At 69.8% G+C, this 13,256-nt stretch carries 9 protein-coding genes; 3 read left to right on the top strand and 6 right to left on the bottom strand.

Going from position 1 to position 13,256, the window contains the following annotated elements:
- Window positions 1-83: 83 nt before the first annotated feature.
- Window positions 84-596, bottom strand: a complete 513-nt coding sequence (gene nrdR / locus ACFVW8_RS09985; protein ID WP_389687996.1) for a transcriptional regulator NrdR — start codon at window positions 594-596, stop codon at window positions 84-86.
- Between the two features lie 519 nt (window positions 597-1,115).
- Here nrdR and lexA point away from each other — a divergent pair.
- Window positions 1,116-1,910: a transcriptional repressor LexA gene (gene lexA, locus ACFVW8_RS09980; protein WP_123462787.1), complete on the top strand. Its 795-nt coding sequence runs from the start codon at window positions 1,116-1,118 to the stop codon at window positions 1,908-1,910.
- A gap of 85 nt (window positions 1,911-1,995) precedes the next feature.
- Here the strand turns inward: lexA and ACFVW8_RS09975 are convergent, their stop codons facing one another.
- The 5 genes from ACFVW8_RS09975 to ACFVW8_RS09955 all read right to left on the bottom strand — a co-directional run bounded on the left by ACFVW8_RS09975 (window position 1,996) and on the right by ACFVW8_RS09955 (window position 10,177).
- Window positions 1,996-3,966 carry an ATP-dependent DNA helicase gene (locus ACFVW8_RS09975; protein ID WP_389687993.1) on the bottom strand — a complete coding sequence of 657 codons (1,971 nt, stop codon included), beginning with the start codon at window positions 3,964-3,966 and terminating at the stop codon, window positions 1,996-1,998.
- A 50-nt stretch (window positions 3,967-4,016) separates the two neighbouring features.
- The gene (locus ACFVW8_RS09970; protein WP_389687991.1) at window positions 4,017-5,966 is read right to left on the bottom strand and encodes an IucA/IucC family protein; all 1,950 of its coding nucleotides are present in this window, start codon (window positions 5,964-5,966) and stop codon (window positions 4,017-4,019) included.
- Between the two features lie 60 nt (window positions 5,967-6,026).
- A complete protein-coding gene (locus tag ACFVW8_RS09965; RefSeq protein WP_389687989.1) occupies window positions 6,027-6,752 on the bottom strand; it encodes a GNAT family N-acetyltransferase in 726 nt (241 codons plus the stop codon).
- 123 nt (window positions 6,753-6,875) lie between these two features.
- A complete protein-coding gene (locus ACFVW8_RS09960) occupies window positions 6,876-8,768 on the bottom strand; it encodes an IucA/IucC family protein (RefSeq protein WP_389687987.1) in 1,893 nt (630 codons plus the stop codon).
- A gap of 29 nt (window positions 8,769-8,797) precedes the next feature.
- Window positions 8,798-10,177 (bottom strand): diaminobutyrate--2-oxoglutarate transaminase family protein, encoded by a 1,380-nt coding sequence (locus tag ACFVW8_RS09955; protein ID WP_389687985.1) that lies wholly within the window; start codon window positions 10,175-10,177, stop codon window positions 8,798-8,800.
- A 371-nt stretch (window positions 10,178-10,548) separates the two neighbouring features.
- On the opposite strand from ACFVW8_RS09955, the gene ACFVW8_RS09950 reads away from it, so the two are divergent.
- Both ACFVW8_RS09950 and ACFVW8_RS09945 read left to right on the top strand, forming a co-directional pair.
- Window positions 10,549-11,775: a trypsin-like serine peptidase gene (locus tag ACFVW8_RS09950; protein ID WP_389687983.1), complete on the top strand. Its 1,227-nt coding sequence runs from the start codon at window positions 10,549-10,551 to the stop codon at window positions 11,773-11,775.
- Between the two features lie 288 nt (window positions 11,776-12,063).
- Window positions 12,064-13,236: a trypsin-like serine peptidase gene (locus ACFVW8_RS09945; protein ID WP_389687981.1), complete on the top strand. Its 1,173-nt coding sequence runs from the start codon at window positions 12,064-12,066 to the stop codon at window positions 13,234-13,236.
- Window positions 13,237-13,256 lie beyond the last annotated feature (20 nt).

Genomic DNA, 13,256 nt, shown 5'->3' with positions numbered 1-13,256 from the left:
GGACGCCGCACAAGGCATCCGGAGCAGGTGTGTGGTGCCGCCCGGCCACGGGTCCGCGGACCCGCGACGAGCGGACGGTGCCGCTAGTCGGCGGCGACGGCGGGAACGGGGACCTCAAGGGTCTCGCCGGTCCCGCATCCTTCTGTGGGAGGCCGCTGCTCGCGGAGTTCCACGATGGCGGCCTCGAAGTCTTCGAGGCTGTTGAACGCCCGGTACACGGATGCGAACCGCAGGTAGGCGACCAGGTCGAGTTCCTGCAGGGGGCCGAGGATGGCCAGGCCCACGTCGTGCGTGGTCAGCTCGGCGCTGCCGGTGGCGCGCACCGCCTCCTCGACCCGCTGGCCGAGCTTGGCGAGGGCGTCCTCGGTGACCGGCCGCCCCTGGCACGCCTTGCGCACGCCGGAGATGACCTTGGTGCGACTGAAGGGCTCGGTCACGCCGCTGCGCTTCACCACCATGAGCGAGCAGGTCTCCACCGTCGTGAAACGGCGGGAGCAGTCGGGGCACTGACGCCGTCGGCGGATCGAGGTTCCGTCGTCGGTGGTGCGACTGTCGACGACCCGGCTGTCGGGGTGCCTGCAGAAGGGGCAGTGCATGGCTCCCAACCCTCCTTCACAGCACGACTGAATGGCCTCACCAGGCCCCGCGAGGGGCCTTGGAAGCAGTCCCAAGCATAGGCGATGACCGCACCCCCGGAAGACGGGGACCACAACTTCTGGGCGGCTGGAACAATCCAACCACTAGATCTTGGGTTTGGCCGCGCATTTGGCCCTAGCGCGTGTCGCGCGGTGCGGGCGGCCGGAAGGCAGCGTACGACCGAGCAAGAGGGTACGGGAAGCATGCGGCCGCACCGATTGCGGGGCGGCGGCCTCCGGAGCACGAGGAGCGGTGACCGGCACCCCCTGCGACGGCAACGAGGCCGCGAACGCTACCGTAATGGTCCGAATGACCGTTCGATCCAACGGCGGGCAGCGCATCCCCCGGCGCCGCCCATACACCCAGCAGTGAACACTCAGCGGACTTTTATTTGTTTTTCACTCGAACGTGTGTTTGGCGCAACCTTTCGAAAGCTACTACCGTTGTGCAGCTAGGGAGACCATTCGAGAGGGGCCGACGTGACCACCACCGCAGACAGTGCCATCATCACTGCCCAGGACCGCTCCCAGAGCCGACTCGAGCCGGTGCATGCCATGAATGACTCAGTCACGAACACGGAGGGCCCGGAGCCCGCGCGCCCAGCGCGCTCGCTGCCCGGACGACCTCCTGGAATCCGGGCGGACAGCTCGGGGCTCACGGACCGGCAGCGGCGAGTGATCGAGGTCATCCGGGACTCCGTGCAGCGGCGGGGATATCCCCCGTCGATGCGGGAGATCGGTCAGGCGGTGGGCCTTTCCAGCACGTCCTCCGTCGCACATCAGCTCATGGCCCTGGAGCGCAAGGGCTTCCTGCGCCGCGACCCTCACCGCCCCCGGGCGTACGAGGTGCGCGGTTCGGACCAGCCCAGTACACAGCCCACCGACACCACCGGAAAGCCCGCGGCGTCGTATGTGCCGCTGGTCGGCCGGATCGCTGCCGGTGGTCCGATCCTCGCCGAGGAATCCGTCGAGGACGTCTTTCCGCTTCCCCGCCAGCTGGTCGGTGACGGGGAGCTCTTCGTACTGAAGGTCGTCGGCGACTCGATGATCGAAGCGGCGATCTGCGACGGGGACTGGGTCACCGTACGGCGCCAGCCGGTGGCGGAGAACGGCGACATCGTGGCGGCGATGCTGGAGGGCGAGGCCACGGTCAAGCGCTTCAAGCGGGAGGACGGTCATGTGTGGCTGCTCCCCCACAACTCCGCTTACCAGCCCATCCCCGGCGACGAGGCGACGATCCTCGGCAAGGTCGTGGCGGTGCTGCGGCGGGTGTGACGTCTCCACTACATGGATGGGGCCCCGGGATCGGCGTACGTACCGATCCCGGGGCCTCATCCGTTCGACCGGGACCCGTACGTGACTACCCCTCCTCGGCCTTGGCAGCGGCGTCGATCGCCGAGAGCGAGCGACGCGCCTGATCGCCGTCGGTCGTGTACCAGAAGTCGGGCAGCGAGGCGCGCAGATAGCTCCCGTACCTGGCATTGGCGAGACGGGGATCGAGCACCGCGACAACGCCCTTGTCACCCGTGGCCCGGACGAGACGGCCGGCGCCCTGTGCCATGAGCAGCGCGGCATGCGTGGCAGCGACGGCCATGAAGCCGTTGCCCCCCGCTTCCTCGACCGCCTTCTGGCGTGCGCTCATCAGGGGGTCGTCGGGACGGGGGAACGGGATCCTGTCCATGACCACCAGCTGACAGCTCGCCCCGGGGACGTCCACACCCTGCCAGAGCGACAGCGTGCCGAAGAGACAGGTCTCCGGGGAGGCCGAGAAATTCTTGATCAGCTCCCCCAGGGTCTCCTCGCCCTGGAGCAGGATCGGCCGCTCCAGCCGGCTCCTGAGGTCCTCGGCGGCCGCCTGGGCGGCCCGCATGGAGGAGAACAGTCCCAGGGTGCGACCGCCTGCCGCCTCCACCAGCTCGGCGAGCTCGTCCAGCATGTCGGTGCGGGAGCCCTCCCGGCCGGGGGTCGCCAGATGCCGGGCGACATAAAGGATTCCCTGCTTCGGATAGTCGAAGGGCGAGCCGACGTCGAGCCCCTTCCACTGCGGGATGTCGTCCCCTGCCGTGCCTTCGGGGGCGAGCCCGAGCGACGCACCCACTCCGTTGAAATCCCCGCCGAGCTTCAGCGTGGCCGAGGTGAGGACGACGGACCGGTCCGCGAAGAGCTTCTCGCGCAGCAACCCGGAGACGGAGAGCGGGGCGACCCGCACCGAGGCACCGAAGCGGTCATGGCGTTCGTACCAGACGACGTCGTACTCGGACCCCTGCGTGATGCGTTCCGCGACACCATGGATCGTCTCCACCGAGGCCAGCGCCTGCTTGCGGACGGCGTCCTCGTCCTGGACGGACTTGTCGCGGGTGGAGCCGAGAGCGGAAATCACCGTACGAGCGGCGTCGCGCAACGCCATCAGCGCGTAGCCCAGATCCTCCGGGACCTCCTCCAGACGGCCGGGAAGCGCCAGCTCCATCACCCGCTCGAAACCCTCCGACGCGCTCAGCAGCGCGTCGGCGGCCTTCTCGTTGACCAGCTTCGCCGCACGCCGCACCGCGCGGCTGACCTGGCCCGGGGTGAGCTCCCCGGTCGCCACGCCGGTGACCCTGGAGACCAGCTCATGGGCCTCGTCGACGACGAGCACCTCGTGCTGCGGGAGCACCGGGGCGCCCTCGATGGCGTCGATGGCGAGGAGCGCGTGGTTGGTCACCACCACATCAGCGAGCTTCGCCCGCTCCCGGGCCTGCTCGGCGAAGCACTCCGCCCCGTACGCGCACTTGCTGGCGCCCAGGCACTCGCGCGACGAGACGGAGATCTGCGCCCAGGCGCGGTCGGAGACACCCGGGGTGAGGTCGTCACGGTCGCCTGTCTCCGTCTCGTCCGCCCAGTCCCGCATCCGCAGAAGGTCCTGGCCGAGCTTGCTCGACGGGGCCGCGGCCTCGAACTGGTCGAAGAGCCCCTCTTCCTCTTCCTGCGGCACTCCTTCGTGGAGGCGGTGCAGACAGAGGTAGTTCGACCGGCCCTTGAGCATCGCGAACTGAGGACGGCGGCGCAGGAGTGGATGCAGGGCGTCGACCGTACGCGGCAGGTCCCGCTCCACGAGCTGGCGCTGCAGGGCCAGGGTCGCCGTGGCCACCACGACACGCTCGCCGTGTGCCAGGGCGGGCACCAGGTAGCCGAGCGATTTGCCCGTGCCGGTGCCGGCCTGGACGAGCAGGTGGGAATGGTCGTCTACGGCCTCGGCGACTGCGTCGGCCATGGCGGCCTGGCCGGGCCGCTCCGTACCGCCGACGGCGGTCACGGCGGCGTGCAGGAGCTCGGGGAGGGTTGGCTTCGTCATAGCCCGACCACCCTACGGGGCGCCACTGACAACGGCGATCAGTACCGGCCTCACGCGGAGGGGTGGAGCGGGTTGGGCACCGTACCGTGGACCGCGGCGTGCGGCCGCTCGGGCCGGTCACGGTAGCCGTCCAGATGCAGGCGGTTGCGGTTCAGACAGAGGCGTTCGATGCGCGGCGTCAGCATGTCGAACATCTCGAACCGGTCCTTCAGCTCGGGAAAACGGGCATGGTGGCGCAGGATCTCCGCCCGGACGAGTGACCAGAATTCGGCCTCCGGAACGCCCAGCTGCTCCTCGCAGAGCGGGGACAGGAAGCGGAAGACCCCGGTGAAGAGCCCGGAGTGGATGAACTGGGTGAGGAAGGACGGCTCCTCGGTGAGCAGGATGCGGCGGACATCCTCCGGCATCGTGTCGTGCTCGGGCAGCGGCCGGGCGCTGATGTTCACGTCGTCCACGAAGTCCTTGATCGCCAGCCGTACGGGGACGTCCTGGCCGTCGAAGACGACGATGGCGTTCTCGCCGTGCGGCGAGAACACGGTGCCGTAGCGGTAGAGGAAGTGCAGCAGCGGCGGGAGCATCGTCGCGAAGAGCCGGGTCAGCCATGCCGTGGGCGTCAGCCCCGAGCGGGCGACGAGCTCGGCGGTGAAGGAACGGCCCTGCGGATCGATGAGCAGCAGTGAGGCGAGAGTGCGGGCACGCTCGCCGGCTGCGAGACGCGGGATGAGGGGCTCACGCCAGATCGCGCCGAGGATCTCCTTGAACTGGTACGGCGTCTCGGGGAGGTGGTCGTACAGCGGATGCTCGACGGCGACCGACGCCACCTCTCCGAGCAGGATGACGCCGCAGGTGTCGCGCAGGAAGGGGTCGCTGTCGCGCAGCCCCTGGACCCAGCCGGTGACGGCGGGGGCGGCGAGCGTGCGTTCGGTCGGCAGTCCGCGCCAGACCAGCGTGTTGAGGATCGACAACGGCAGTTTGACGGTGTGCCGGTCGGGCCGGTCCAGGTTGGCGAACGTACGGATGGACTGCTGGGGCAGCCGCAGGTCCGGGTCGGCGTGCAGGGGGACAATGTCTCCCGCGGCGATGGCCGGGGCGAACAGGGGAACGATCCACTCGTCCCACTGCCAGGGGTGGACGGGAAGGCAGTAGTAGCCGTCCGGGTCGAGGCCACGGGTCCGGAGAGCCGCGGCGAAGGACTCGCGGACCGCGGGGTCGAGCTCCTGTGTGTAGAGCTGCTCGGCGGTGGCGAGCGAGGGGACGCCACGGTAGGCGGCGATCCGGGAGGAGACGGCGATCCACGGCAGCCTGACCGGTTTGCGGGCCTCGGGGGTGAACAGGGACGCGTCGGTCGCGGAGAATCCGAGCCGCCCCTTGTTGGCGACGATCCAGGGGTGGCCGGTCTGGTGCCCTTCGAGTGCCGCGTAGTCGAGGTCGGCGAGCTCGGCGACCGCCAGCGCGCCGTGGTCGAGCCGGGCGTCGGCGGTGAGCGTGGTGGTGAGCTCGCGGACGAGATGGCCCAGGGTGGCACCGTCGAGCCCGAGAAGACGCCGGGCGCGGGCCAGGAAGAGCAGCGGATCGCGAAACGGGACACCGGCGGGAGCGCGGTCCGGAGCGGTACCCCCGTCGGCGTGCTCGCCGCAGTGGCCGGATGCGGAGTCCGGGGCGGGCTCGGTGGGTGCCTCGGCCGGTGGCGCACCTGCTGCGTCCGCTTCGGTCTCGGCGGTCGTCGCCTCGCGGATCGAGTCGGGGGCGACCCGCCAGCTGCCGTACACCCCTCGCCCGGCGGTGAAGATCAGGCTTCCGCCGTCGTCCAGGACGAGGGTGTACGTATCGCCTCCGGCGGTTCGCGGGACGGGCTGGATGACTTCCTCGTAGGCGAATTCGCCGAGCATCTTCGCGAGCATCCGGGCGGCGGCTCGGTCCCAGACCGCCCGGTTGAGTTCTGGAGTGCGCAGGAGCGCGGGCGACTCCGCTGAATCATGGCTCGCAGGATATGTGGGCACGGGGACTCCTCGCGATGGAACCGATGGGCTTCGAGCGGTGTAGACAAGGCAGCAGATGGTTCACAGCAGGGCACGGTGGGCTCGGTCGCGGATCATCAGCGCGGCCTGCTTGTCCGGGAGTTCGACCTCCGCGGAGAAGCGGAATCCGGCGCTGAGAAACGCGGAGACGGAAGGGGTGTTACGGAGATCCGGTTCGGCGACGACGCGTGTGCACAGGGGACGGTTGTCGAGTACGAGGTCGGAGGCGGCCCGCAGCAGTGTGGTGCCGGCTCCGTGGCCGCGATGGTGCACTTCACCGATGAGGAGGTGGATTCCGGTGTCATGCGGACGGGCGGGATAGTGGCGGGCCAACGGGTCGAGGTCCGCGCGGTAGATCTCCCAGTAGCTCATGGGGACGCCTGACAACACCCCCAGGCAGGGGAGGCTGCGTCCGTCGCCGTCGAGTTGAGGCATCAGATGTTCCGCCGTGACGGTTTCGGCCCCGGCGAGTTCCCAGAAGGCTGCGACGGCAGGGTCGTTCATCCAGCGGCTGATCACCGCGAGGTCGCGCTCCAGCCGTACGGGAACGAGCTGGAACACTCCGGCCGGCGTGGTGACGGGCTTCCATTCGGCCGGACGGTCGAGCAGCTCGGAGGTGGCTGTGCCGTACCCGGTGACGGGTGTGTCCTCCTCCAGGAAGGCGAGGAGTTCATCGGTGAGCTGCAGATCCAGTGTGTCCTCAACCCCCGTTCCGACCTGGGGGGCAGGGCCGGTTCCGGGGTCCGTGTGTGCATCGGCGGGAGGCACGGCGACGGTCTCCTCTCTCAGCGATTCGGATCTCAGCAATTCGGACCATGGGTTCCCTGACGGCGGGGATCGTGACGGCCGGGTGCCGGAGGGCGGGTTCCCTGCGCACACAGCGCGTATTGCTCAGCGGCAGAGGGGGTTGGTGATGGTGACGTAGACGGACTGCGTGTCGACGGGACCGACGAGCTCGTCGAGTCCGTGCAGCCGGGTGAGCATGTTGGCCTTGCAGCGCAGATGCGGAGTCTCCAGCAGATGTGCGGGAAGTGGGGACCCCAACTGGGCTGCTGTTCCCAGGAAGCGGCGGAAGGCTGCGAGGAGCATCTGTTCCTCGGCGAGCTGCTGGGCACCGAACGCTCCGATCAGCCCGAACACATTGTTGATGCCGAGGTAGTACGCGAAGCGCTCATCGGTGACGGCATCGGAGACGAAGGTGTCGCTGACCGATCCGATGCCGGGGAGCCTGCGCTCAAGTGCTGCGCGGTGGGACTCCCGGAAGTAGTAGCCCTGATTGTCGCGGTAGCGGCCGCCGACGGGCCAGCCGTCTGCATCGAGCAGCACCAGGGTGTTCTGCTGATGGGCTTCGAGGGCGACACCGGCGTGCGCGTCGAGCCAGAGCACCGGCTGGACGACTCGGTCGAGGTAGCGCAGGAACCACTCGGCGGCGACAGCGGTCGTGGTCCGGCCGGTGCCGGCGGCGAGCCGGCAGACGATGTCGGCGAGGCGCGAGTGCATTCCCACCCGGTCCGGCCAGGGGCGCGGGGCGGTGAGCCCGGCGATGCAGACAGCGTCGTCGTACCGGTCGAACGGGTTGTGGCGCAGCATGACATCAAAGCCTTGGACGGGCTCGCCTGCGGGGGTGTCGACCGCGAGCCATGCGGGGTCCCGGACGATGTCGAACCCGGGGTGGGCCCGGTGCAACTGCGTGGCGAGTCCGCTCCGCAGCAGACGGTGGACCTCCACGCCCCGGTGGAGTTCCTTACGGAGGTTCTCACGGCGGGAGTTGGTGATGCGCAGCCCGAGGGAGAGCTTCAGCATGATGTCGGCACCGGGCCGCTGCACGGTGCGCACGGACGAGGTGGGGTGCCATCGCGCGCCGTACGGACCCAGGTCGTGCACGAGTCCCGCGTCGAGCAAGGCGGCGACCTCGGGCCGGTGCCCCAGCTCTCTGGCCTGCCAGGGGTGAAGCGGAATCAGTGCGGTGCGCTCGGGGAATCGCAGCCCTTCTGCGTGCCGGGCCACGAGTTCCGTGGCAGGCACCGGACGGCCCTGGTCGGTCCATGCGGAGTCGGTGGCCAGTACGGACCGGTCGACGGCCATCCAGTGAAGAGGGAACGATCCGTGCGACTCAGGTGAGTAGAGGCGGGATTCGGAGTCGGAGAGGCCTTCACGGCTCTTGGGAGAGGGGTGGAGAGGATGTCCGAGGAGAAGTGACTGCTCCGCCGTGAGGAAGAGGTCGGCCTCGTCGGGGGCAGCGGGTTGGCGTCGTTGCCCATCGATGAATCCGGCGGTCCGGCGTACCGAGTCGGCCACCCTGGCCACCATGTCGGCGCCCTCGTTGTGGTCCGCTTCGCGGCCCAGCAGAGCGGCAACCGTGGCGGCGTCGGCGGTGGGCGCCTCGTCGGGTGCCTGTTCAAGGACCGGGGCTCCGAAGCGGTGCCAGCCCGTGGCGGACCAATGGCGGACCGGGACAAGCAGGGCGGTGCCGCTGGCGGGCAGCGGCACACGGAGCGTCTGCCCCTCGGGGCGGGGCAGGTCACATTCGCGGACCCAGCAGCGCAGGAGGTTCTCGATGCCGGCGGCGTCCGCGGCCCGGAGCGGGTCCGGGTGGTCCAGGGGGTCGGCGGCCGGTGCCGGGGCGGCGGACACGGCCCTGGAGACATGCCAGAGACCGTGCGGCATCTCCTTCTGGCGCGGCACGGTCGACGGCTCGACCGCGAGGTGGCCGGGTGTTCCGGCCTCTCCTCGGTGGTGGCTGGAGGGAGGGCCGTCGGCCTCGGGCGCGGGGGTGGGGTTCACGGCGGTCTTTCCTGTGATGGTGTCCGGGGTCAGCGGATCGACCCGGTCGCGGTCCGTCGGTGCGGTGAGCGCTCCGCGGCTGCCATGGCATCGGCAAGGCGGTCGACGACCGCTGTTGCCTGTTCGTCGGTGAGCGTGAGGGGTGGTAGCAGGCGTACGACCGTGGAGTGCCGGCCGCCGAGTTCAACGATCAGGCCTCGGCGCAGGCACTCCTGCTGGACGGTGACGGCGAGGGCGGGGTCGGGCGGCGCCTCGCTCCCTCCGTCCACCGGGGCCGACTCGGGGTCGACGAGTTCCACGCCGATCATCAGGCCCCGGCCTCGGACGTCACCGATGCAGGGGTGGTCCTTGGCGAGCGCCCGCAGGCTCGCCATCATCCGGTCGCCGAGGACCCCGGCCCGCTCGGCGAGCCGGTTCTCCCGGACATGGGCGAGGGTCGCCGTGCCCGCGGCCATCGCCAGCTGGTTGCCGCGGAAGGTGCCTGCGTGGGCGCCGGGCTGCCAGGTGTCCAGTTCGGAGCGGTAGACGATCACAGCGAGCGGGAGGGAACCGCCGATGGCCTTGGAGAGCACCATCACGTCGGGCACGACGCCGCTGTGTCCGACTGCCCAGAAGGCACCGGTGCGACCGACTCCGGTCTGGACCTCGTCGGCGATCAGCGGGATCGACCGGGACGCCGTGATCTCCCGCATCCGGCGCATCCAGCCGTCGGGGGCGGGGTTGACCCCGCCCTCCCCCTGCACCGGTTCGAGGATCATTCCGGCGGGCGTGGGCGTCCCGCTCTTGGGGTCGTCCAGCACGCTCTCGGTCCACCGCGCGGAGATCCGCGCGCCGCGCTCCCCGCCGATACCGAAGGGGCAGCGGTAGTCCTGCGGGAAGGGGAGGCGGGTCACGCGTACGTCCTCGGCGCCTCCCGATGCTGCGAGAGCGCCCGCCGTCATGCCGTGATAGGCACCGGTGAAGGCGAGCAGGCCGCTGCGTCCGGTGGCGGCGCGGACCAGTTTGAAGGCCGCCTCGACCGCGTCGGTGCCGGCCGGCCCGCAGAACTGGATCCGCGCGTTGTCCGCGAACTCACGCGGCAGTGTGGAGAAGAGCTCCGTGGTGAAGGCGTCCTTGACCGGGGTGGCGAGGTCGAGCACATGAAGAGGCGCGCCCGAATCGAGGACCTTCTTGATCGCCTCCAGGACGACCGGGTGGTTGTGTCCCAGGGCCAGAGTCCCGGCGCCGGACAGGCAGTCGAGATAGCGCCGCCCGTCCGCTCCCTCGATCGTCAGTCCCCTCGCCCGGACCGGCACGATCGGCAGGGACCGGGCATAGGTGCGGGCGGCCGATTCCCGCATCGACTGGCGGCGCAGGATGCCCTCGTACGCCGCGGGCGGTGCCGCCGGAGCTGGTTCGGTCACGGCCACGGCTTTTGGTCCTCCCGCTGTAACAGTTGCGTTGCACGTCAGCACGATTCCGCAGCGACGGACTGCGGAGGTGAACGCTGTGCCTGTGTCCCCCGTACGTACCAACGACGCCGGACACAGGGGATCACGGGTAAATCTGAAGATCCTCGCGGACCGGAACCATGCCCCTGCCGCAGACCGTCCACACCGGCACCGGCATAGTGGGGGACCGCGCCGAGCCTCCGGGACAGCCTCCCGGCGGCCGCGGCACCTCCGGCGCAGTCCCGGAACACCACCGGAGAACCGGCCGGTGTGCCGTACGGCAGTCCGGCGTTCCGTGCAGAAGTGCAGTACAGAAGCGTTGAGTTACGAAGTCCCAGGGGGATCACCAGATGCGTCTCACTCGACCAGCAGCCACCGCACGCCGTGGGGGGAGCGCCCGTCGCTCCTCCCCCGTGCTCGCCACCGCGGCGGTCGCCGCCGTCCTCGCACTCACCGCGACCGCCTGCGGACCGAGCGACGACGATGCGAGCTCCGAGCCGAGCAGCAGCTCCGCGGGCCAGACGTCGGACAACAAGATCACCGTTCCGGACGATCTGAAGGACCGGCTCAAGGAGCACGGGATCGACCTCGGCCAGTGGAAGAACGGCGACTGGAAGAACTGGGACAAGGACAAGTGGCTGCGTGAGGCCAAGGACTTCATCAATCCCGTCATCGCGGGCCTCTGGGACCCGGACCGGATGCGCGACGCCGACAAGTCGCCCGAGAAGCCCGTCGACAACGACATCTCGGGCGACGAGGGCGTGACCGACCCGACCCCCGCGCCGGTACGGGCCGCGGGCGTGCAGACTCCGTACCACGACAACGCCGCCGAGTCCGGGAAGCTGTTCTTCGACGGCCCCGAGGGCTCGATGGTCTGTTCGGCGACCGTGGTGAAGGACCCGGCCCACCCCGGCAAGTCCAACATGGTGTGGACCGCCGGTCACTGCGTCCACGCGGGCAAGAAGGGCGGCTGGTACCGCAACATCGCCTTCGTGCCCTCGTACAACAACGCCGGTCTGTCGACCGATGAGCTCCGGAACAACCCGCCCAAGGAGAAGGTCGCCCCGTACGGCGTGTGGTGGGGCGCGTGGGCGCAGACCTCCGAGCAGTGGATCGACCAGGGGTCCTCGGTCGGCGGCCTGGGCGCTCCGTACGACTTCGCGGTGCTGCACGTGACTCCGGAGAAGGGCTCGAACGGCAAGTCCCTGGAGGAGACGGTCGGTTCGGCACTGCCGGTCGAGTTCAACGCCCCGGCCGTGCCCAAGATCGCCGGCATGACGGCGACCGGCTTCCCGGCGGCTCCGCCGTACGACGGCCAGAAGCTCTTCCAGTGCAAGGACAAGCCGGGCCGGCTCTCGCTCACCAGGAGCGACCCGACGATGTACCGCATCGGCTGCAGCATGACCGGCGGTTCCTCCGGCGGCGGCTGGGTCGCGGCGGGCCAGGACGGCAAGCCCGCACTGGTCTCGAACACCTCCATCGGCCCGGTGACGGCCGGCTGGCTGGCCGGACCGCGCCTCGGCAAGGTGGCCAAGGGCGTCTACGACTCGGTCAGCCAGAAGTACGCGGGGCAGTGAGGTCGGGCCGTCACCCGTCCTGGCACGGGTGACGGCCGGTCAGGGGTCTTCGGCGGGGCGGGGATCCGCCGGAGCCCGGGCCCTGCCCGGGCTCCCGTCGTCCCGGGCCAGGCAACGGTCCGCGCCCGGACCGTTGCCCCTCGCCCGCCACCCGTGCGACGGCCGATGGCAGAAACCTCGGTTCCGGCCGTCATAGGGTGGTCCCGCAACACCACCAGCAGCCGGTCCGACCGGCGTTTTGCGTGACACGCTCATGCCATTTTTGAGATTTCAGGGGGAATCTTTTCCATGCGATCCATACGTCCGCTGCTCGCCGCCACCGGCCTCGTCGCCGCGCTGGCGCTGACAGCCACTGCCTGCGGTCCGAGCGAGGACCAGTCGGCCGACAAGCCCGCCGCCGGCGAATCCGCCAGTGGCAGTGGCGCCGACGGCGGCCTGTCCGCCGGTCTCGCCGACACGTTGAAGAAGCACGGTGTCGACCCGGAGAAGTGGAAGAGCGGCGAGTGGAAGAACTGGGACAAGGACAAGTGGCTGCGTGAGGCCAAGGACTTCGTGAACCCGGTCATCGACGGGTTGTGGAAGCCGGACCGGATGAAGTCGGCCAAGGACCCGGCCAAGACCATGTCCGCCGGGGACCTCTCCGGCGGCCAGGGCGTCAGCGACCCCGAGCCCAAGCCGGTCAAGGCCGAACCCGAGAAGACGCCGTACCACAACTACGCGGCCCCGGTCGGCAAGGTCTTCTTCGACTCCCCGGAGGGCCACATGGTCTGCTCGGGCACCGTCGTCAAGGACCCGAAGAACCCTGGCAAGTCCAACCTGGTGTGGACCGCCGGCCACTGCGTCCACGCCGGCTCCAAGGGCGGCTGGTACCGCAACATCGTCTTCGTGCCCGCGTACAACGACCAGGGCAAGGACGCCGCGGCGCTGCAGAACGCGCAGCCGCAGGAGGTCGCCCCGTACGGCGCCTACTGGGCCGACTGGGCCACCACGTCCGGCGAGTGGCTGACCAACGGCGGCCCCACCGGTGGCGAGGGTGCCCCGTACGACTACTCGGTGCTGCACGTGAAGCCTGAGAAGGGCACGAAGTCCCTCGAGGAGACCGTGGGCAACGCCCTGACGGTCATTTTCGACGCCCCCGAAGCCACACAGATCAGCTCGATGGGCGCCTGGGGCTACCCGGCCGCACCGCCGTACGACGGCCTGATCATGCACAAGTGCGTCGACCGCCCGGGCCGGCTCTCCATCAGCCCCAGTACACCCACGATGTACCGCATCGGCTGCACCATGACCGGCGGTTCCTCCGGCGGCGGCTGGTTCAGCGAGGGTGACGACGGCAAGCTGGCGCTGGTCTCCAACACCTCCATCGGCCCGGTCACCTCTGGCTGGCTGGCCGGGCCCCACCTGGGCAAGGGCGCCGAGCAGATCTTCACGATGATGAGCGACAAGTTCGGCGGTCAGTGACGGCCGCGCACGGCGAAAGA

The organism is Streptomyces sp. NPDC058221 (assembly GCF_042882365.1).
GTDB lineage: Bacteria > Actinomycetota > Actinomycetes > Streptomycetales > Streptomycetaceae > Streptomyces.
Note: the sequence above shows the minus strand (reverse complement) of the source record. Positions and strands in the feature narration are given on the sequence as shown.